Here is a 20954-nt window from a genome sequence, read left to right as displayed (position 1 = left end):
GCCGTGACGATGACTGAGAGCGGGACCCGCATCCGCGAGTTCAAGATGCCCGACGTGGGCGAGGGCCTGACCGAGGCCGAGATCCTCAAGTGGTACGTCCAGCCGGGGGACACGGTCACGGACGGCCAGGTCGTCTGCGAGGTGGAGACGGCCAAGGCGGCCGTCGAGCTGCCCATCCCCTTCGACGGCGCGGTGCACGAGCTGCGCTTTGACGAGGGCACGACGGTGGACGTCGGCACCGCGATCATCTCCGTCGACACCGACCCCTCGGCGGGGCCGCTGACGGGGAGCGACGACGTGGCTGGTGAGGCGGCGTCCGGGGGCGACGGTGAGGGGCGGGAGGCCGAGGCCGATTCCGAGGCCGGTGAGTCCGGTGGTGGCCGTCAGCCGGTGCTGGTCGGCTACGGCGTCTCGGAGGCGTCGACGAAGCGCCGCCCGCGCAAGCCGCAGGCGGGGCAGGCGGGCGACGGCGGTCAGGACGCGGAGCGGGCCGCGGGACAGCGCGCCGTACAGGGTGAGCTGAACGGCCACGGCGCGGGGCCCGTCGCCACCCCGGCACAGGCCCCGGCCCCGGCTCCGGCACCGGCTCCGGACGCGGGCCGCGCGAACGGGGAGCGGCCCCTGGCCAAGCCCCCCGTGCGCAAGCTCGCCAAGGACATGGGCGTCGATCTGGCGACGGTGACCCCGACGGGCCAGGGCGGCGTCGTCACCCGCGAGGACGTGCTCGCCGCGGCGGAGGCCGCGACGGCGGCCTCGGCATCGGCACCGGCGCCGGCCCCGGCAGCGCAGACCGCACCGGCCGCGCAGACCGCACCGGCCGCGCAGCCGGCACCCGCCCCGGAGGCGGCGCCCACGGCCGCCGTGGGCCGCCCCGGCGGTACCGGTGCCGGTACCCAGCGCGACCGCGAGACACGTACCCCGATCCGCGGCGTACGCAAGGCGACCGCGCAGGCGATGGTCAACAGCGCCTTCACAGCGCCCCACGTCACCGAGTTCGTGACGGTGGACGTGACGCGGACGATGAAGCTCGTCCAGGAGCTGAAGCAGGACCCGGACATGGAGGGCGTGCGGGTCAACCCGCTGCTGCTCGTGGCCAAGGCGCTCCTGGTGGCCATCCGCCGCAACCCGGAGGTCAACGCCTCCTGGGACGAGGCGAACCAGGAGATCGTCCAGAAGGACTACGTCAATCTGGGCATCGCCGCCGCCACCCCGCGCGGTCTGATCGTCCCCAACATCAAGGACGCGCAGGCCAAGACGCTGCCCGAACTGGCATCGGCCCTCGGCGACCTCGTGTCCACGGCCCGCGAGGGCAGGACCAGCCCGGCGGCGATGCAGGGCGGCACGGTGACCATCACCAACGTCGGCGTCTTCGGCATCGACACCGGTACGCCCATCCTCAACCCCGGTGAGTCCGCGATCCTGGCCTTCGGCCAGATCCGTGAACAGCCCTGGGTCCACAAGGGCAAGGTCAAGCCGCGCCACGTCACCACCCTGGCCCTCTCCTTCGACCACCGCCTGGTCGACGGCGAGCTGGGCTCCAAGGTGCTGGCCGACGTGGCGGCGGTGCTGGAGCGGCCGAAGCGCCTGATGACCTGGGCGTGACGCTGACGCCGTACGCGCGGGCGGTGCTCCCGCGAGCGCGGTGACCCCGCGAGCCCGGTGACCCCGCGTACGGCGTGACCGCGCACACACGACGTGCCCCGTGCCCCCGGAACGAGCGACTCCGGGCGCACGGGGCACGTCCGTATCACGTCCGTATCGCGGACGCGTCTACTCACGCATCTCTGTTGTATCTATGGTGTGCACATGTCCGTCGCACCCGTAGTGCCAGCAAGTTCCCCCTCCCCCAAGCAGCCACCAGCCGCCGACCGCGTCTACGCCCACATCAAGCAAGCCGTGCTCGAACGGCGCTACGAGGGCGGCATGCTGCTCACCGAGGGCGAGCTGGCCGAGGCCGTCGGCGTCTCCCGTACGCCCGTGCGCGAGGCGCTGCTCCGCCTGGAGGTGGAGGGGCTGATCAGGCTCTACCCCAAGAAGGGCGCCCTGGTCCTGCCGGTGTCCGCGCGGGAGATCCACGACGTCGTGGAGACGCGGCTGCTGGTGGAGGAGCACGCGGTGCGCACGGCGTCGCCCGTACGGGCAGGGCTCATCGAGCGGCTGGAGGAACTGCTGGAGGAGCAGCGCACGCACGCCGCCTCCGGCGACCTCGCCGCCGTGGCCGCCAGCGACCGCTGCTTCCACGCGGAGATCGTCCGCAGCACGGGCAACGAGATCCTCTCGCGGCTCTACGACCAGCTCCGCGACCGCCAGTTGCGGATGGGCGTCGCCGTCATGCACGCGCACCCCGACCGCATCGCGAAGAACATCGCCGAGCACACGGAGATCATGGAGGCCCTGCGCGCGGGCGACGCGGAAGCGGCGGCCACGGCGGTCAACCAGCACGTGAGCTGGGTGCGGCACCTGGTGCAGGGTGATGTGCGGTGAGCGCTGCCGCTTCCTCCCCCTCCTCGCGCCCGCCGCACGGCATATCCGTCCCGGGCGAACCCCCGGGCGGCCGACGCGCCATCGCCGTATGGGGCCTCGGCGTGGCCGTCTACTTCGTCGCGATCACCTACCGCACCAGCCTCGGCGTCGCGGGCATGGACGCCGCCGAGCGCTTCGACATCAACGCCTCCGCCCTCTCCACCTTCTCCATCCTCCAACTGCTCGTCTACGCGGGCATGCAGATACCCGTCGGCCTGCTCGTCGACAGGTGGGGGACCAGGAAGGTCCTGACGCTGGGCGTGGTCCTGTTCACGGTCGGGCAGTTCGGCTTCGCGTTCTCCAGCTCGTACGCCGCCGCGCTCGCCTGCCGCGCCCTGCTGGGCTGCGGCGACGCGATGACGTTCATCAGCGTGCTGCGGCTCGGCTCGCGCTGGTTCCCGGCCAAGCGCGGCCCGCTCGTCGCGCAGATCGCCGCGCTGATCGGCATGGCGGGCAACCTGGTGACGACGCTGGTGCTGGCGCGCCTGCTCGGCGCGTTCGGCTGGACCCCGACCTTCGCGGGCAGCGCGCTGGGCGGCGTGCTGGTCCTCGTGCTGATGCTGATCTTCCTCAAGGACCACCCGAAGGGGCACGAGCCGCCGCCCGCGACGCACACCGGGCGCGGCTACGTACGCCGTCAGATCGCCCGCACCTGGCGCGAACCCGGCACCAGGATGGGCATGTGGGTCCACTTCACCACCCAGTTCCCCGCGATGGTGTTCCTGCTGCTGTGGGGGATGCCGTTCCTGGTCGAGGCGCAGGGGCTCTCGCGGGCCTCGGCGGGTGAGCTGCTGACGCTGGTCGTGCTCTCGAACATGGCGGTCGGCCTGGTCTTCGGGCAGGTCATCGCCCGGCACCACACGGCGCGCACCCCCATCGCACTCGGCACGGTCGCGGCGACGGCCACGTCGTGGGGCGTGGTCCTGGCGTGGCCGGGACAGGCGCCCACGTGGCTGCTCGTGGTGCTGTGCGTGGTGCTCGGCGCCTGCGGTCCTGCGTCGATGATCGGCTTCGACTTCGCCCGGCCCGCCAACCCGCCGGAGCGGCAGGGCACGGCCTCGGGCATCGTCAACATGGGCGGCTTCACGGCCTCGATGACGACGCTGCTGGCGGTCGGCGTGCTGCTGGACCTCACCGGCGACAACTTCCGCATCGCCTTCGCCAGCGTCTTCGTGCTGGAGGCGATCGGGGTCGTCCAGATCCTGCGGCTGCGGGGGCGTGCGCACCAGCGTGAACGGGAGCGGGTCGTCGCGAGCAGGGTCGAGGCCGTGCACGTACCGGCCTGACGGCCGCCCCTGCCGCCCCTTGCGCCCATGCCCGTGTCCGTGCTGATGCCTCTGGCCCGGCCCGCCCGCCCCGCCCGCCCGCCCGCCCGGCCCGTCCGCCCGTCGGCGCGGGCCGGGCGCGGGCGCGGGCACGTGCGGTCCCCGGTTGCGGGGCCGGGGGCTCCCGGCGTCCCCGGGGCCAACGGGTTCTACGGGGTGACGCTGAAGACGTTCATGATCGCGGTGCCGAGGGCCGCGTCACCCTCGATCTTGACCTGGTCGCTGACCTGATCGAACCGCACCCGCCCGCACGCCAGCCGCAGATACGTCTCCCAGTCCAGCGAGATCGTCACCGCGGGGCCCAGCGAGGGGCTGCCGTCGACCGAGCCGTTGCCCTCGGCGTCGACGCGCACCGTCCGCATGAACTCGACCGGGCCGCTGATGTCGAAGACCACCGCGGAGTTCACGGGCGCGGAGGCGCGCTTGGCGACCACCTTCGGCAGCCCGAGAAGCAGCACGTCACGGGCGACATGGGCGCCCGCGGAGTCGAGGTTGCCCGGCTTGCCCAGCGCGCGGCGGAGGTCCTGCTCGTGGACCCAGACGTCGAAGGCCCGCAGCATCAACTGCCGCTCCAGGGGCATTTTCCCGCCACCCGGCATGACGCTCTGCACCTCGGCGTCCGGCGCCCGCTTCTCGTTACGGAGCTGACGGGTGCGGCGGATGATGGTGTATTCCAGCTCGCTCGTCATCTCGGGCCCGGTGTGGTGCCGTCGCACGTCGACCTGGATCTCCATGTGACGGCTGGGCTCGTCCACGACGTGGTAGATGTCGCGCGGAAGCGTGTGGATCGGACGCGGATCGCCCAGCAGCTCGCACTCCAGGCCGATGATGTGCGAGACCACATCGCGGACCGACCAGCCGGGGCAGGCTGTCGACCGGTTCCACTCGCCCTCGGCGAGCGGCTTCACCAGCTCGGATATCGCTTCGATGGACTCTGTCCAGGCGTCGACGTAAGGCTGAAGGCTTGGGTGGTCGGTCACGAGACCCCTCGGGCGGTACGGATCGTTTCGGGCAATACGGATCGTTCGCGGTCTGGGTGCTCTCAAGTTACGCTGCGCGCGGGCACCCCGGCAGTGCTTTTGAGTGACGATGCTAGGCCCAATTGACCCCCTCGAATGCATGGCCGGTGGTACGGTGCGCGCTTTCTCCTGGCAGATGCGGGTGGATCCGGACGAGCCGGTCAATTCGCTCCGGGGCGCGACGGGCCTGCGGGAAGAGGCGCCACGGGAGGTGCGCCGGAGCCGCGCGGGGGTGTGACGTACGTCCGGGCCGACGGGGGCCAGGAATGCGGCCGGGGGACGCTGCTGTTGGATGGTGACATGGCTTCACACGCGCGCGTCCGTGCCCCCGAGCTGATCGGCGAGGGCGGCTGGCTGAACACAGGAGGCACCCCCGTCACCCTCGCTGACCTGCGGGGAAAGATCGTGGTGTTGGACTTCTGGACCTTCTGCTGCATCAACTGCCTGCACGTCCTGGACGAGCTGCGCGAGCTGGAGGAACGCCACAGGGACACCGTCGTGATCGTCGGCGTCCACTCGCCGAAGTTCGTGCACGAGGCCGAGCACCAGGCGGTCGTGGACGCCGTCGAGCGCTACGGCGTGCACCACCCCGTCCTCGACGATCCCTCGCTGGCCACCTGGAAGCAGTACGCCGTACGCGCCTGGCCCACCCTCGTCGTGATCGACCCCGAGGGGTATGTCGTCGCACAGCACGCGGGCGAGGGCCACGCGCACGCTATCGAGACGCTGGTGGAGCGGCTGGAGAGCGAGCACGAGGCCAAGGGCACGCTGCACCGAGGGGACGGCCCGTATGTACCGCCCGAGCCGGAGGCCAGTGACCTGCGCTTTCCCGGCAAGGCGCTGCGGCTGCCCGGCAGCGGGCACTATCTCGTCTCGGACACGACCCGGCACCAGCTCGTGGAGCTGGCGGACGACGGCGAGACCGTCGTCCGCAGGATCGGCAGCGGCGAGCGCGGGCTGACCGACGGCACGGCGGGTGCGAGCGGGGGAGCGACGGGTTCCGAGGCTGCTGGAGCGGCCGGAGCGGCTGAGGCGGAGGCGCGGGAGCCGCGCTTCAACGAGCCGCAGGGCCTCGCGCTGCTGCCCGACGGCGCCGTCGTCATCGCGGACACCGTCAACCACGCGCTGCGCCGCCTCGACGTGGAGACCGGCGAGGTGACCACCCTCGCGGGCACGGGACGCCAGTGGTGGCAGGGCTCCCCGGTCTCCGGCCCGGCGCGCGAGGTGGCGCTGTCCTCGCCCTGGGACGTGGCGTGGTTCGCCGACCGCGTGTGGATCGCCATGGCGGGCGTCCACCAACTGTGGACCTACGACCCGGCCGACGGCACCGTACGAGCCGCCGCGGGCACGACGAACGAGGGCCTCGTCGACGGCCCGGCCGAGGAGGCGTGGTTCGCGCAGCCCTCCGGCCTCTCGGCCTCGCCCGACGGGGAACGGCTGTGGATCGCCGACTCCGAGACCAGCGCGCTGCGCTGGATCGACCGCGAACTGACCGTCCGCACGGCCGTCGGCACCGGCCTCTTCGACTTCGGGCACCGCGACGGCCCCGCCGGCCAGGCGCTGCTCCAGCACCCGCTGGGCGTCACGGCGCTGCCGGACGGCTCCGTCGCCGTCAGCGACACCTACAACCACGCGCTGCGCCGCTACGACCCGGCGACGGGCGAGGTCACGACGCTGGCAACGGACCTGCGCGAGCCCTCCGGCGCGGTGCTGGCCGCCGGGGCCGCCGACGACGGCGCGGCCGGGACGGACACGGGGGCGGCGGGCCGGGGAGAGATCCTCGTCGTCGAATCGGCACGGCACCGGCTGACGCGGCTGCGGCTGCCCGAGGAGGCGGTGCGCGTCGAGTCCGTCGCCCACCGCACCCAGCGCGCCGCGACCGAGGTGGCGCCGGGGAAGCTGCGGCTGGACGTGGTCTTCCAGGCCCCGGCCGGACAGAAGCTGGACGAGCGCTACGGCCCGTCCACCCGTCTCCTCGTCAGCGCGACACCGCCCGAACTCCTGGAGGACGGCGCAGGGCAGGGCACCGATCTCGACCGCTACGTGGTGCTCGCCGACGGTGTGACGGAGGGCGTGCTGCACGTCTCGGCGATGGCCGCCTCGTGCGACGACGCGCCGGACATCGAGTTCCCCGCCTGCCATGTGCACCAGCAGGACTGGGGCGTCCCGATCCGGGTCACGGACGACGGCGTGGACCGGCTGGGGCTCGTGCTGGCGGGACTCGACAGCGAATAGGCCCACGCCTGGAAGGGCCGGAACGCCTGGCAGGGGCGGAGCGGCAGGAACGGCCCGCGTCCGTGGAGGCGCGGACGCGCGGGAAGCCGGGCGACGGACCTCGATCCGCCGCCCGGCTTCCGTGCTGCCGCAGTCCGTCACCGTCCCCCCGCCTCTCTTCCGTGACCCGCCCGCGACCTGCCCGCAGCCGTCGCGGGCATGGGCCTCCCGGGCTGTTCCCGGGGCCGGGGCTACTCCCAGTGGTGCTTGTTGACTTCCTCGACGACGGGAGCCGCCGGGGACGGCGGCTGCACGCGCCGCCGCTTGAAGATGCTGATGTAGGCCGCCAGGCCGATCATGCCGACAGCGATCAGGATCAGTCCGATCACGTCGAGGTTGACACCGCTGACATCCCAACTGACCCCGAGGGTGAGAATGCCCCCTATGGCCATCATGGCGATGCAGATGACGATGCCCATCGAAATCCGCCTCCGAGCTTTGTTGGCTTGCTTCCGGGCCCGTACGTGACGCCGGGTACCCCTCCCGCCGAAGGCCAATCGGTGGCCGCCACAACAACTGAGGAGAGCCAGGGGCGCTGTTGAACTCGGCAGTCGCCAACTTCCCCTCCCTCCACGGGTCTTATGTGGTGCTGGTCCCTGCGCCTCGTCCGCTCGCGCCTCCCCCGGCCGCACCCTCTTCCGCAGTTCCCTCCGCGGCCCCCTCCTCGGCGTCGTCCACGACGCCGAACCAGCGCAGGAGCACGGGCCGCGCGTCCTCCGGGGCCTCCTCCGGGCCTCTGGAATAGCGGGCCAGCAGCTCCAAGTACGCGTCGTGGAAGTCCTTCAGCTCCTCGTGCGTGAGATGACTGAGCCCGCGCGAGCCCTGAACCCAACGGACCGGCCCCGACTGCTCCAGCATGTGCCGGTGGGCGAGATGCAGGGCGCGCAGATCCTCCTCGCCGCGTATGCGGTCCAGCTCGTTCATGACCGTGCGCTCCGCGTCCGTCAGCTCCTCCGGCGACGGTCTGCGGATGTCCAGCCCGGACACCGCCCGCCACCAGCGCTCCCGGCTCCCGGGGCGCTCGGTGACGTCCTCGACGAAGCCGCCGCGCTCCAACTGGCGCAGGTGATAGCTGAGGGTTCCGGTGTTCTCGCCGAGGGCGGCGGCGAGCGTGGTCGACGTCGCGGGCCCCGCCGTGCCGAGGCGGCGCAGGATCTTCTGGCGCAGCGGGTGTGCCAGCGCCTTCAGCACCGCGGGATCACTGACCTGCCGGGCTGGCTCCTCCTTGGCTGTCATGGGGCCAGCGTAGCTCACAGAACTTTCTCTGCATAGTTTTCTCTGCGGATCTTTCTTTGCAGAGAAAACTCTGTAATGCTGGTCGGGAGAACGGTCCTTGAGCAGGAACTGGTTCGATTCGTAGGGGGAGCTCTGTGTTCACCACCCGCATGTCATCCATGGCCCGCGCCGTCCGTGGCGCCCGCGCGGTGCGTACAGCCCGGCCGTCCCGCATCCCGCGCGGGGTTCTCGCCGCGCTCGCGGCGCTGACGCTCGGGGCCGCCGGCTCCGTCGGCGCCGCTTCCACGGCTGTGGCCGCGGCTGTGGAAGCGGGGGACGGGGACGGCCGCTTCGCCTCGTGTCCCACCCGGTCCGAGCTGCCATCCGGTGCCGATCCCGCACAGTGGCGCTGCGAGGCCGTCGTCGCGACGGGGCATCTGCGGCTCGGCAGCGCTGAGGTCCCCATATCCGAGCCGATGACCGTCACGCACGCGGAGGGCCGTATCGATGGGGAGTTCCACCAGGTCTTCGGCGGCCTGGAGGCCGCCGCCCTGCGCGTCCCGGGCACCCCTCTCTCGGTCACCCCGGGCTATGGGGGCTCCTTCGATTTCCTCAGCGACGAAGAGCGCATGGGTGAGCTGGACATGGTCTTCGGCCTCTCCGGGCCCGGTCTGCCGCGCACCTGCTCCATAGGCAGCGGAGCGGAGCCGATCGGTCTGGTCCTCCAGGCCGTGGGCGAGCCCGCGCCCGGTGAGATGCCGGGCATCGAAGATCAGCGCTTCGCGCTCCCCAGGACCTCCGGCTGCGGCCCCTACGGCCGGGTGCTCGACCGCCTGCTGGAGCTGCCCTCCCCGTCAGGGCAGAACAGCATCCACCTCGACGGCACACGTTTCATACGCGCGTACACCGAACTGTCCTGACCGGCACCGGACTGTCTTGCTGACCGGCTCGGGCTCAGTCCTCCAGGAAGGCGGTGAGGCAGTTGGCCAGCAGATAGGGATCGTCCGCGCCGCACAGTTCGCGGGCCGAGTGCATGGAGAGGATCGCCACTCCGATGTCCACTGTCGAAATGCCGTGCCGGGCCGCGGTGATGGGGCCGATCGTCGTCCCGCAGGGCATCGCGTTGTTGGAGACGAAGTTCTGCCAGGGCACGCCGGCGCGCTCGCAGGCGGCGGCGAAGACCGCACGGCCCGCACCGTCCGTGGCGTAGCGCTGGTTGACGTTGACCTTGAGGATGGGCCCGCCGTTCGGCATCGGGTGGTGGCCCGGCTCGTGACGCTCCGCGTAGTTGGGGTGGACGGCGTGCCCGGTGTCGGAGGAGAGGCAGATGGTGCCCGCGTAGGCGCGCGCCCGGTCCTCGTAGCCGCCGCCACGGGCGAAGACCGAACGCTCCAGCACATTGCCGAGCAGCGGCCCGTCGGCGCCGGTGTCCGACTGGCTGCCGTTCTCCTCGTGGTCGAAGGCGGCCAGCACCGGCACATGGGAGAGGTCCCCGTGTTCGGCCACGGCGGCCAGGGCCGCCGCGCCCGCGTACACAGAGAGGAGGTTGTCCATGCGCGGACCCGCCACCAGTTCCCGGTCCCTGCCCAGATAGGCGGGCGGCTCCACGCTGTGGGCCATCAGGTCCCAGCCGGTGATCTCCTCGGCGGGGAGGTCCGACTCCTCGGCGAGGAAGCGGATCAGGTCGCCCTCGTGCGGCGTCCCGAGCCCCCACACGGGGGTCATGTGACGCTGGCGGTCCAGCTTCAGCCCGTCGTTGACCTGCCGGTCCAGGTGGATGGCGAGCTGGGGGACGCGCAGGAGCGGCCGGTCCACGTTCACCAGCCGGGTCGAGCCGTCCCGCAGCGAGAGGCGTCCGGCGATGCCGAGGTCGCGGTCCAGCCAGGTGTTGAGGAGGGTGCCGCCGTAGACCTCGACGGCGATCTGCCGCCAGCCGTTGGCACCCGTGTCGGGCAGCGGCTTGACCCGGAGGTTGGGGGAGTCGGTGTGGGCGCCCACGATGCGGTAGGGAGTCGCGGGAGCGGCCCCCTCGGGGACGTACCAGGCCACCAGCGCGCCCCCGCGCAGCACGTACTTGCCGCCGCTGGAGCCGTCCCAGGAGTCCGTCTCACTGACCTGCCGGAAGCCCGCCTTCTCCAGCAGCTGCGCCGCTCCGGCCACCGCGTGGTAGGGCGTGGGCGAGCCCGCGAGGAACTCGATCAGGCCGTCCGTGTGGCGGCAGTCGAAGCGGGGCGGGGAAGGCGCGTCGCGCTCGGAGGACTCAGTGCTCGGACTCATATGCCTCAGCATACGAATGCGAAACGCCCCGCTCTTCCCGGATGGGGCGGAGAGGGGCGTTCCGAATGAGGGGTGAGCCGGGAGGGGCGGCTTCAGAGGCTCAGAAGGCCGCCTCGTCCAGCTCCATCACGGACAGGTCGATGGACTCGGCCAGACCGCGCTGCACGGCGATACCCGGGAGGACGTTCGCCGCGAAGAACTTCGCTGCCGCGATCTTGCCCTCGTAGAAGAGCTTGTCCTTGGCGGAGGCGTTCGGCAGCTTCTCGGCGGCGACGGCGGCACCACGGAGGAGGAGGTAACCGATGACGACATCGCCGGAGGCGAGCAGGAAGCGGGTGGTGTTCAGACCGACCTTGTAGATGGACTTCACGTCCTTCTCGGTGGCGGCCAGGTCCGTCAGCATCGCGCCGACGATCGCCTCCAGGTCCACGGCGGCCTTGGAGAGCTGCTCACGGGCCTGCGCGAGGTCCTCGCCGCCCTTCGCCTCGGAGAGGAACTTCTTGATCTCCTCGGAGAGCGCGGTGAGCGCCTGGCCCTGGTCGCGGACGACCTTGCGGAAGAAGAAGTCCTGGCCCTGGATCGCGGTGGTGCCCTCGTAGAGAGTGTCGATCTTGGAGTCCCGGATGTACTGCTCGATCGGGTACTCCTGGAGGTAGCCGGAGCCGCCCAGGGTCTGGAGGGACTGCGCGAGCTGCTCGTAGGACTTCTCGGAGCCGTAGCCCTTCACGATCGGCAGGAGCAGGTCGTTGAGGCGGTGCGCGGCGGAGGCGTCCTCGCCGTCGTACTCCTTGACCAGGATCTCGTCCTGGACGGAGGCCGTGTAGAGGACGAGGGCGCGCATGCCCTCCGCGTACGCCTTCTGCGTCATCAGCGAGCGGCGCACGTCGGGGTGGTGGGTGATGGTGACGCGCGGCGCGGTCTTGTCGGTGAACTGCGCCAGGTCGGCGCCCTGGACGCGCTCCTTGGCGTATTCAAGGGCGTTGAGGTAGCCGGTCGAGAGAGTGGCGATGGCCTTCGTGCCGACCATCATCCGGGCGAACTCGATGATCTTGAACATCTGGCGGATGCCGTCGTGCTTCTCGCCCAGCAGCCAGCCCTTGGCCGGTGCGTTGGCGCCGAAGGTCATCTCGCAGGTGTTGGAGACCTTGAGGCCCATCTTGTGCTCGACGTTGGTCGCGTAGACGCCGTTGCGCTCGCCCAGCTCGCCGGTCTCCCAGTCGAAGTCGTACTTCGGCACGATGAAGAGCGACAGGCCCTTGGTGCCCGGACCGTGGCCCTCGGGGCGGGCGAGGACGAAGTGCACGATGTTCTCGGACATGTCGTGCTCACCGGAGGTGATGAAGCGCTTCACGCCCTCGATGTGCCAGGTGCCGTCGTCCTGCTGGACGGCCTTGGTGCGGCCTGCGCCGACGTCCGAGCCCGCGTCCGGCTCGGTGAGCACCATCGTGGAGCCCCACTGCTTGTCCGCCATCAGCTTGGCGATCTTGTGCTGCTCCTCGGTGCCCTCCTCGTGGAGGACACCGGCGAAGGCCGGCCCTGAGGCGTACATCCAGACGGCGGGATTGGCGCCCAGGATCGTCTCGGCGAAGCCCCACAGGAGCGAGCGCGGCGCGGTGGTGCCGCCGATCTCCTCCGGGATGCCCAGCCGCCACCACTCGGCGTCCATGTACGCCTGGTAGCTCTTCTTGAAGGACGCCGGGACCGGCGCGGTGTTGGTCTCGGGGTCGAAGACCGGAGGGGTGCGGTCACCCTCCTCGTACGACGCGGCCAGCTCGTTCTCCGACAGGCGCGCGATCTCGGACAGCACGCTCTTGGCGGTCTCGATGTCCATCTCCGCGAACGGTCCGGTTCCGTACACCGTGTCGCGGCCGAGTACCTCGAAGAGGTTGAACTCGATGTCGCGGAGATTCGACTTGTAGTGCCCCATGGCGACGGCTCCGTATGACTCGTTCTCGGTTGATAAGCAGTCTCCGATGATGCTACCCGTCGGTAATAAGAAGCAACCCCTAACCGTCCATCTGTGACTCGTTACTCTTTCCCGCATGTACGGCTACGAGCAGACCGCGTCCGCCGGGCACGGCTACCCTCACGGTGGGCAGCAGCAGGGGCACCAGCAGTACACGGCACAGCAGGCGCCCCCGCCGCCCTACGGGCAGCACGGCGCCGGGCAGCCGCTGTATCCCGAGCCGTCCCCGCCCTCCCTCCGTGAGGCCGTCCGCGCCTTCACCACCGGCTCCATGTCCGCCGAGGACTTCCAGGGCATCTTCTCCACCTCGAAGGTCTACTGTCCGCGCGGCGAGACCCCGGGCTTCCTCGCCCTGCACAACACCCAGCAGCCGGTGATCCCCATGTTCAGCACCCTCAAGGAGCTGCGCAGCTACGCGGGCAAGGAGTCCAAGTACTTCGTGATCACGGGCGCCGAGGTGCTGGACCTGCTCCCGTCCGGGTACGGCTTCGTGCTCGACATGGAGGGTGACCACCGGGTCGTCTTCGACGCGAAGGCGGTCGAGGAGATGGTCGACTTCGCGATGCGCCGCATGTACGGGTGATCCTCCGCGGCCACGGGTGACGGTCGCGGCGCTTGCGCGCTTGCGCAGGGCGGACGGCCGGTGCGCGGGGCCGGGAATGCGGGCACGTTGGCAGATGTTCACCGTTCAACTACATTGAACGGTGAGTCTAGGAGGACCGCCATGCCCGCGATCACCGTCGAGAACCCGCTCACGCTCCCCCGTGTCGCCGTGCCGGGCCCCGAGGCCGCCACCGAGCGCCCCGTGCTGACCGTCACCACGGCCCCCACGGGCTTCGAGGGTGAGGGCTTCCCCGTGCGCAGGGCCTTCGCGGGGATCAACTACCGGCATCTCGACCCGTTCATCATGATGGACCAGATGGGCGAGGTGGAGTATGCGCCGGGCGAGCCCAAGGGCACGCCCTGGCACCCGCACCGGGGCTTCGAGACGGTCACGTATCTGATCGACGGCTCCTTCGTGCACCAGGACTCCGAGGGTGGCGGCGGCGTCATCAACGGCGGCGACACCCAGTGGATGACGGCGGGCTCCGGGCTGCTGCACATCGAGGCGCCGCCCGAGGAGCTGGTCGTCTCCGGCGGCCTCTTCCACGGCCTCCAGCTCTGGGTGAACCTCCCCGCCAGCGACAAGATGACCGCGCCCCGCTACCAGGACATCGGCGGCGGCCAGGTCAGGCTGCTGAGCACCCCCGACGGCGGCGCGCTCCTGCGCGTCATCGCGGGCGACCTCGAAGGCCACGAGGGCCCCGGCATCACCCACACCCCCATCACGATGATCCACGCGACGGTCTCCCCCGGCGCCGAGATCACGCTGCCCTGGCGCGCGGACTTCAACGCGCTGGCGTACGTGCTGGCGGGCCGCGGCTCCGCCGGTACGGGCAGGCGGCCCGTCCACACCGGGCAGACCGCGGTCTTCGGCGAGGGCGACGCGCTCACCCTGCGCGCCGACGAGTCCCAGGACGCGCACACCCCGGAGCTGGAGGTCGTGCTGCTCGGCGGGCGGCCGATCCGCGAGCCGATGGCGCACTACGGGCCGTTCGTCATGAACAGCCACGTCGAGCTGGCCCAGGCGTTCGACGACTTCAAGGCGGGCCGCCTCGGCCGCGTCCCGGCCACCCGCGCCTGACCCCGGAACCGGAACCCGGGCCCCGCGCCCGGCCCCCCGGCACCGGCGCCAGGCCCGCGCCCGCGCCCGCGCCATGACCGTCCCGCAGCCCGAGCAGGGGTTCACCCCCACTCGGGCTGCGGTTCGTCCTCCCGCACCTCGAACCAGATGCACTTGCCCTCGCCCCTCGGGTCCACGCCCCAGCTCCCGGCGAGCATCTCCATCAGCACCAGCCCGCGCCCCGAGGAGGCCAGCTCGCCCGGCTGACGGCGGTGGGGGAGTTCGTCGCTGTTGTCGGCGACCTCGACGCGCAGCAGCCGGTGCCCCCGTGGGCCGCTGATCTCGGCCACCATGAGGGCGTCGCCGTCCGTGTGGACGAGGACGTTCGTGAGCATCTCCGAGAGCATCAGGACGGCGCCGTCGATCTGGTCCTCGCTCGTCCAGTCGTAGAGCAGGCCCTGGAGCTGGTGCCGCGCTTCGGCGATGCGGTCGGGTTCGGCCTGCGCGATGGTGAGGACCGTACGGCGCGAGGAGACGGCGCCGCCGCCCTCGCCGGAGCCGTCGCCCAGTGCGAGCAGCAGGAGCGCGATGTCGTCCTCGCGACGGTCGGCCAGCGGGCCCGTCGTGTGGTGCGAGGGCGGGCCGTGCACGGCCTGGACGAGGGAGTCGGCCAGCTCCTCCAGGCCCTCGTCCCCGTACGCCTCGGCCGCGCGCCCCGTGAAGTGGTGCGTGAAGACCTCCTGGATGCGGGTCCAGCCCGTCTCCATGTCGTGCCCGCCGGTCTCGATGAGTCCGTCCGTGCACAGCAGCAGGGTCTCGCCCGGCTCCAGTACGAGGCGCGTCGTCGGATAGTCGGTGTCCGGGTCGATGCCCAGCGGCAGCCCGCCCGCCGTGGGCCGGACCAGCACCGTGCCGTCCGCCATGCGGATCGCGGGGTCGGGGTGCCCCGCGCGGGCGATGTCGAGGGTGCCGGTGTGCGGGTCGGCCTCGACGTAGAGGCACGTGGCGAAGCGCGGGTCGCCGTCCCACGCGCCGCTGCCCCCGCTCCCGCCCCTGCCCCCGCTCGCGACCGCGCCCACACCCCCCGTCCCTGTCAGCGCCCCGGTCTCCCCGCCCTCCCCCGGACCAGGACCCGGCCCCGGCTCGCCCTCCGCCTCCGTCGCGTCCAGGCCCGCGAGGAAGCGGGAGGCGCGCGAGAGCACCGCGTCGGGATGGTGGCCCTCGGACGCGTACGCGCGCAGCGCGATGCGGAGCTGGCCCATGATCCCGGCCGCCCGCACGTCGTGCCCCTGCACATCGCCGATGACCAGCGCCGTACTGCCGGAGGGCAGCGGGATGACGTCGTACCAGTCGCCCCCGACCTGGAGCCCGCCGCCGGTCGGGATGTAGCGCGCCGCCACCGCCATCCCGTCGATGCCCGGCTTGTGCGTGGGCCGCATCGAGCGCTGGAGCCCCGCCGTCAGCTCCCGCTCGGACTCGTGCAGCGAGGCACGCGAGAGCGCCTGGGCCAGCATCCTGGCGACCGTCGTCAGCACGGCACGCTCGTCGGGCGTGAAGGCGACGGGATAGGCGAAGGCCGCCATCCAGGCGCCGATGGTGCGGCCCGCGACGATCAGCGGGAGGTACGCCCACGACTGGCGCTCGAAGGGCGCCGCCAGCGCCCAGGTGGTGGGGAAGCGCCGGCGGTACTCCTCCGGTGAGTCGAGGTAGATGGCGCGCCCCGTCCGTACGACCTCGGCCGCCGGGTACTCCGTGGCCAGTGGCATGTCCATGAAGGGAATCTCGGCGCCCTGCGCCTGCCCGTGGTGCCCGATGATCGAGATGCGGTCGCCCTCGACGCCGAAGACGGCCAGCCCGTCGGGCGAGAACCCCGGCATGGCCAGCGAGGCGGCCACGCGCAGCACCTCGGCCGTCGAGTGGGCCTCGGCGAGCGCGCGGCCCGCGTCGAGCAGGAACGCCTCCCTGTTGCGCCGCCAGTCGCCCGTGACGGGCGTCTGGGCCGGTGAGGGGTCGGGGATCTCGGAGATCAGGCCGACCAGCTCGAACGCCTCGCCCTCGCCCTCGCCGTGCGGGTGCAGCCGGGTGCGGACGCTGCGCACGACCTCACCGTCCGCGTCGACGACCCGCAGCAACGCCTCCGCGACGGTCCCCTCGGCGACGGCGAGGTTGGCGATGCCCTGGAGCTCCACGAAGTCGACGACGTGGACGTGTGAGCGGACGGTGGATTCGGTGATGGTGAGGAGACCGGTGGGGCTGGGGCGCGCGGGGAGGCCGAGGAGGGCGGAGGCGCGGGCGTCGAGGGTCACCGTCCCCGCGGTGTTGTCCCATCGCCAGAGGCCGGTGCCTACGGCCGCCAGGACGTCCTCGGTGCGCATTGCCCCACTTTATGTAGGTTGCCGAAAGCGGGGCGAGTGGGGGTGGGCCAGGGCGGTAGTCTGAGAAGCATTCCCAAGTGACACCTGAGCCGAATGACTGGATGAATGATGCATCGGTACCGTTCCCACACCTGCGGCGAACTCCGGGCCTCGGACGTCGGCGCTGACGTCCGCCTGAGCGGGTGGCTGCACAATCGGCGGAACCTGGGCGGCATCCTCTTCATCGATCTGCGCGATCACTACGGCATCGTGCAGCTCGTCGTACGGCCCGAGCAGACCGAGGTCGCCGAGCGCCTCAGCTCCCTCTCCAAGGAGAGCACCGTCCGCATCGACGGCAGGGTCACGGCCCGCGGCGCGGACAACGTCAACCCCGAGCTGCCCACCGGCGAGATCGAGGTCGAGGTCGGCGAGGTGGAGGTGCTGGGCGCCGCCGAGCAGATCCCCTTCACGATCAACGCCGAGGACGGGGTCAACGAGGAGAAGCGCCTGGAGTACCGCTTCCTCGACCTGCGCCGCGAGCGCATGCACCGCAACATCATGCTGCGCTCCAAGGTCATCGCGAAGATCCGCGAGAAGATGGTCGCGCAGGGCTTCAACGAGATGGCGACCCCCATCCTCTCCGCCACATCGCCCGAGGGCGCGCGCGACTTCCTCGTCCCCTCCCGGCTGCACGCGGGCAAGTTCTACGCGCTGCCGCAGGCCCCGCAGCAGTTCAAGCAGCTCCTGATGATCGCGGGCTTCGACCGCTACTTCCAGATCGCGCCCTGCTTCCGCGACGAGGACGCCCGCGCCGACCGCTCCCCCGGCGAGTTCTACCAGCTCGACATGGAGATGAGCTTCGTCGAGCAGGAGGACGTCTTCGCGGTCATCGAGAAGCTGATGACCGAGCTGTTCCAGGAGCTGGGCGGCGGCCGTGAGTGCACCTCCCCGTTCCCGCGCATCCCCTTCCGCGAGGCGATGCTCAAGTACGGCTCCGACAAGCCGGACCTGCGCGCCCAGCTGGAGCTGGTGGACGTCTCGGAGATCTTCGCCGGCTCTGGCTTCAAGGCGTTCGCTGACAAGCACGTGCGCGCGCTGGCCGTGCCTGACACGGCGGACCAGCCGCGGAAGTTCTTCGACCAGATGGGCGACTTCGCCGTCGAGCAGGGCGCCAAGGGCCTCGCCTGGGTCCGCGTCGGCGACGACAACACGCTGACGGGTCCCATCGCGAAGTTCCTCACCGAGGCCGACGTCTCCGCGCTGCTGACGGCGCTGAACGCCAAGCCGGGCACGGCGGTCTTCTTCGGGGCCGGTGAGTTCGACGAGGTCTCGAAGATCATGGGCGCCGTCCGCGTCGAGGCGGCCAAGCGCACCGGGAACTTCGAAGAGGGCGTCTTCCGATTCTGCTGGATCGTGGACTTCCCGATGTTCGAGAAGGACGAGGACACCGGCAAGATCGAGTTCTCGCACAACCCCTTCTCCATGCCCCAGGGCGGCCTGGAAGCGCTCCGGACCCAGGACCCCCTGGACATCCTGGCCTGGCAGTACGACATCGTCTGCAACGGCACCGAGCTGTCCTCCGGCGCGATCCGGAACCACGAGCCCGAGATCATGTTCCGCGCGTTCGAGATCGCGGGCTACTCGAAGGAGGACGTGGAGCGCGAGTTCGGCGGCATGCTGCGCGCCTTCCAGTTCGGCGCCCCGCCGCATGGCGGCATCGCCCCGGGCATCGACCGCATCGTGATGCTGCTCGCCGACGAGCCGAACATCCGCGAGACGATCGCGTTCCCGCTGAACGGCAACGCGCAGGACCTGATGATGGGCGCCCCGAGCGAGGTCGAGGAGGCCCGCCTCAAGGAGCTGCACCTCTCGGTGCGCAAGCCCAAGCTGTAGCGGGACGGTAAGCGCGCCGCGCCCGTATACGTCCGTACGTGAAGGCCCCGACCAGCCCGGTCGGGGCCTTCACGCGTACGCGCGTACGGACGCCGCACTCGCACGACGGACGCCCCACTCGTACGGGGGCGCTCCCCGGTCACGGCGCGGCGTGCCTCCCGCGGCGTCGGGGGATTCACCTGTAGTTCACCCTCACGACGCTCCCTCGCGGATCTACGCCCATAGCGTCGCGCTGCGAGGAACCGCACCATCCGGAGGGGATCATGCGAAAGCTGCTGCCGATACTGGGGTCGCACCAAGGCGGAAGATCGGCCATGACCTGCCGTTACCGCTGTGGTGACGCCTGCTTCCACGAGGCGCCGAACACCAGCGGCAACGAGTACGCCGGCGACATCATCGCGGGCGCGCTCTCGCGCCGTACGATGCTGCGCGCCGGTGCCGTGGTCGGCGTCGCCGCCGCCGCGGGGTCCGGGCTCGGCGCCCCCCAGGAGGCGTCGGCCGCCTCCGGCGCGCAGGGCGCGGCGGGCGCCGCGGCCAAGGGAGGCAAAGGGGGCAAGGCCGCCAAGGGCCTGCGCTTCACGCCCGTCGAGCCGAACACCGCCGACCAGGTCACCGTCCCCCAGGGCTACGGCCAGAACGTCGTGATCCGCTGGGGCGACCCGATCCTGCGCGGCGCCCCGGACTTTGACCCGGAGAAGCAGTCGGCGAAGGCCCAGGCGGGCCAGTTCGGCTACAACAATGACTTCCTCTCCCTCCTCCCCCTCAAGCACGAGCACGGCAGCCAGCTCCTGGTGGCGAACCACGAGTACACGGACGAGCAGCTCATGTTCGCGGGGTACGACGCGAAGAAGCCGACCCGCGAGCAGGTCGAGATCGGCATGGCCGCGCACGGGCTCTCGGTGGTCGTGGTCCGCGAGGAGCGCCGTACGGGCGCGCTCAAGGCCGTGCCCCGGCACCGCCTCAACCGCCGCATCACGGCCAGCACGCCCTTCGAGGTGACGGGCCCGGCGGCGGGCAGCGAGTGGCTGCGCACCTCGGCGGACCCCGAGGGCCGCACGGTGCTGGGCACCCTCAACAACTGCGCGGGCGGCACCACCCCGTGGGGCACGACGCTGCACGGCGAGGAGAACGTCGACCAGTACTTCGCCAACACCGACAAGGTGACGGACGAGGAGCACAAGAAGCGCCTCAAGCGCTATGCGCTCAAGGGCACCGACTCGCAGCGCAGGTGGGAGCTGTACGAGAGGCGCTTCGACGTCACCAAGGAGCCGTACGAGCCGCACCGCTTCGGCTGGGTCGTCGAGCTGGACCCGTACGACCCGGAGGCGACGCCCCGCAAGCGCACCGCGCTCGGCCGCTTCAAGCACGAGGCGGCGCAGCCGCGGCTGACCCGCGACGGGCGTCCCGTGGTCTACATGGGCGACGACGAGCGCTTCGAGTACCTGTACAAGTTCGTCTCCGCCAAGCGGATGATGCGCGGCGGCAGCGCGGCGGCGCGCGAGCACAACCTGACGCTGCTGGACGAGGGCACCCTGTACGTCGCCAAGCTCAAGGGCGACAGCCCTGCGGGCGAGATCGACGGCAAGGGCACGCTCCCCGAGGACGGCGAGTTCGACGGCAAGGGCGAGTGGATCCCGCTGGCGACGGGCGACACCTCGCACGTGCCGGGCATGACCGCCGAGGAGGTGTACGTCTTCACGCGCCTGGCCGGTGACAAGGTCGGCGCCACCAAGATGGACCGCCCCGAGGACGTGGAGCCCAGCCCGCGCACCGGGCGGGTCTATGTGGCGCTCACCAACAACACCGACCGCGGCGCCGCCGGCAAGGCGGGCCCGGACGAGGCGAACCCGCGCAACGGCAACAAGCACGGCCAGGTGCTGGAGTTCGCCGAGCGCGGCGACGACCCGACGGCGAAGCAGTTCTCGTGGCGGCTCTTCCTGGTCTGCGGCGACCCCGAGGACCCGTCCACCTACTTCGCCGGTTTCCCGAAGGACCAGGTCAGCCCGATCTCCTGCCCGGACAACGTCACGTTCGACGCGTACGGGAACCTGTGGATCTCGACGGACGGCAACGCGCTGGGCACCCACGACGGGCTGTTCGGGGTCGCGACGGCGGGGCGTCAGCGGGGCCAGGTGCGGCAGTTCCTGACGGTGCCGACCGGGGCCGAGACCTGCGGCCCGATCGTGCAGGACCGGCGTGTGCTCGTCGCCGTCCAGCACCCGGGCGAGGTGGACGGCGCGAGCGTCGAGGAGCCCGCCTCGTCCTGGCCCGACGGGCCGGGCAAGTACGTGCGCCCGTCCGTCGTCAGCGTGTGGCGCGAGGACGGCGGGAACATCGGCGCGTAGGCGCACGGCGCAGGCGCGCGGCGCAGGCGCGTTTCGGCGCACGGCCGAGCGCGTGACGGAGGGGGAGGGCCGCCCGGCCCTCCCCCTCCGCGGCTTCCGG

15 protein-coding genes are annotated in these 20954 nt (G+C 71.3%); 9 read left to right on the top strand and 6 right to left on the bottom strand.

Features of this window, described 5'->3' with window-relative positions:
• Positions 1 to 9: 9 nt before the first annotated feature.
• The 3 genes from ACWGJ2_RS29080 to ACWGJ2_RS29070 all read left to right on the top strand — a co-directional run bounded on the left by ACWGJ2_RS29080 (position 10) and on the right by ACWGJ2_RS29070 (position 3809).
• Positions 10 to 1602 carry a dihydrolipoamide acetyltransferase family protein gene (locus ACWGJ2_RS29080; protein ID WP_453349235.1) on the top strand — a complete coding sequence of 531 codons (1593 nt, stop codon included), beginning with the start codon at positions 10 to 12 and terminating at the stop codon, positions 1600 to 1602.
• Between the two features lie 204 nt (positions 1603 to 1806).
• On the top strand, positions 1807 to 2484 hold the full coding sequence (locus ACWGJ2_RS29075) for a GntR family transcriptional regulator (RefSeq protein WP_453349234.1): 678 nt from the start codon (positions 1807 to 1809) through the stop codon (positions 2482 to 2484).
• Positions 2481 to 3809, top strand: a complete 1329-nt coding sequence (locus tag ACWGJ2_RS29070) for an MFS transporter (protein WP_453349233.1) — start codon at positions 2481 to 2483, stop codon at positions 3807 to 3809. The genes ACWGJ2_RS29075 and ACWGJ2_RS29070 overlap by 4 nt, the downstream gene beginning before the upstream one ends.
• A 188-nt stretch (positions 3810 to 3997) precedes the next feature.
• On the opposite strand, the gene ACWGJ2_RS29065 is transcribed toward ACWGJ2_RS29070, so the two are convergent.
• Complete coding sequence (locus tag ACWGJ2_RS29065; RefSeq protein ID WP_453349232.1) at positions 3998 to 4828, bottom strand: maleylpyruvate isomerase family mycothiol-dependent enzyme; 831 nt, start codon at positions 4826 to 4828, stop codon at positions 3998 to 4000.
• 339 nt (positions 4829 to 5167) lie between these two features.
• Between ACWGJ2_RS29065 and ACWGJ2_RS29060 the strand changes: the two genes are divergently transcribed.
• Positions 5168 to 7102, top strand: coding sequence for an NHL domain-containing thioredoxin family protein (locus ACWGJ2_RS29060; RefSeq protein ID WP_453349231.1), 1935 nt, complete (start codon positions 5168 to 5170; stop codon positions 7100 to 7102).
• Between the two features lie 230 nt (positions 7103 to 7332).
• Here the strand turns inward: ACWGJ2_RS29060 and ACWGJ2_RS29055 are convergent, their stop codons facing one another.
• Both ACWGJ2_RS29055 and ACWGJ2_RS29050 read right to left on the bottom strand, forming a co-directional pair.
• Positions 7333 to 7560 (bottom strand): hypothetical protein, encoded by a 228-nt coding sequence (locus ACWGJ2_RS29055; RefSeq protein ID WP_453349230.1) that lies wholly within the window; start codon positions 7558 to 7560, stop codon positions 7333 to 7335.
• A 160-nt stretch (positions 7561 to 7720) separates the two neighbouring features.
• On the bottom strand, positions 7721 to 8377 hold the full coding sequence (locus ACWGJ2_RS29050) for an ArsR/SmtB family transcription factor (protein WP_453349229.1): 657 nt from the start codon (positions 8375 to 8377) through the stop codon (positions 7721 to 7723).
• Positions 8378 to 8526: 149 nt separating this feature from the next.
• Between ACWGJ2_RS29050 and ACWGJ2_RS29045 the strand changes: the two genes are divergently transcribed.
• Positions 8527 to 9276 carry a hypothetical protein gene (locus tag ACWGJ2_RS29045; RefSeq protein WP_453349228.1) on the top strand — a complete coding sequence of 250 codons (750 nt, stop codon included), beginning with the start codon at positions 8527 to 8529 and terminating at the stop codon, positions 9274 to 9276.
• A 34-nt stretch (positions 9277 to 9310) separates the two neighbouring features.
• On the opposite strand, the gene ACWGJ2_RS29040 is transcribed toward ACWGJ2_RS29045, so the two are convergent.
• Both ACWGJ2_RS29040 and ACWGJ2_RS29035 read right to left on the bottom strand, forming a co-directional pair.
• Positions 9311 to 10633 (bottom strand): M18 family aminopeptidase, encoded by a 1323-nt coding sequence (locus tag ACWGJ2_RS29040; RefSeq protein ID WP_453349227.1) that lies wholly within the window; start codon positions 10631 to 10633, stop codon positions 9311 to 9313.
• Positions 10634 to 10733: 100 nt separating this feature from the next.
• Positions 10734 to 12560: an acyl-CoA dehydrogenase gene (locus ACWGJ2_RS29035; RefSeq protein ID WP_453349226.1), complete on the bottom strand. Its 1827-nt coding sequence runs from the start codon at positions 12558 to 12560 to the stop codon at positions 10734 to 10736.
• 115 nt (positions 12561 to 12675) lie between these two features.
• Here ACWGJ2_RS29035 and ACWGJ2_RS29030 point away from each other — a divergent pair, with 115 nt between their 5' ends.
• Both ACWGJ2_RS29030 and ACWGJ2_RS29025 read left to right on the top strand, forming a co-directional pair.
• Entirely contained in the window at positions 12676 to 13182 is a 507-nt protein-coding gene (locus ACWGJ2_RS29030) for an SseB family protein (protein WP_453349225.1), read from the top strand.
• A gap of 141 nt (positions 13183 to 13323) precedes the next feature.
• Positions 13324 to 14283 carry a pirin family protein gene (locus tag ACWGJ2_RS29025; RefSeq protein WP_453349224.1) on the top strand — a complete coding sequence of 320 codons (960 nt, stop codon included), beginning with the start codon at positions 13324 to 13326 and terminating at the stop codon, positions 14281 to 14283.
• Between the two features lie 101 nt (positions 14284 to 14384).
• On the opposite strand, the gene ACWGJ2_RS29020 is transcribed toward ACWGJ2_RS29025, so the two are convergent.
• Positions 14385 to 16637 carry an ATP-binding SpoIIE family protein phosphatase gene (locus tag ACWGJ2_RS29020; protein ID WP_453349223.1) on the bottom strand — a complete coding sequence of 751 codons (2253 nt, stop codon included), beginning with the start codon at positions 16635 to 16637 and terminating at the stop codon, positions 14385 to 14387.
• Positions 16638 to 16745: 108 nt separating this feature from the next.
• On the opposite strand from ACWGJ2_RS29020, the gene aspS reads away from it, so the two are divergent.
• On the top strand, positions 16746 to 18509 hold the full coding sequence (gene aspS, locus ACWGJ2_RS29015) for an aspartate--tRNA ligase (RefSeq protein WP_453349270.1): 1764 nt from the start codon (positions 16746 to 16748) through the stop codon (positions 18507 to 18509).
• A gap of 263 nt (positions 18510 to 18772) precedes the next feature.
• A complete protein-coding gene (locus ACWGJ2_RS29010; protein WP_453349222.1) occupies positions 18773 to 20854 on the top strand; it encodes a PhoX family protein in 2082 nt (693 codons plus the stop codon).
• Positions 20855 to 20954: the final 100 nt, after the last annotated feature.

It is taken from the genome of Streptomyces sp. NPDC054796, from assembly GCF_053611545.1.
This window is presented reverse-complemented; position numbering and strand designations above follow the sequence as displayed.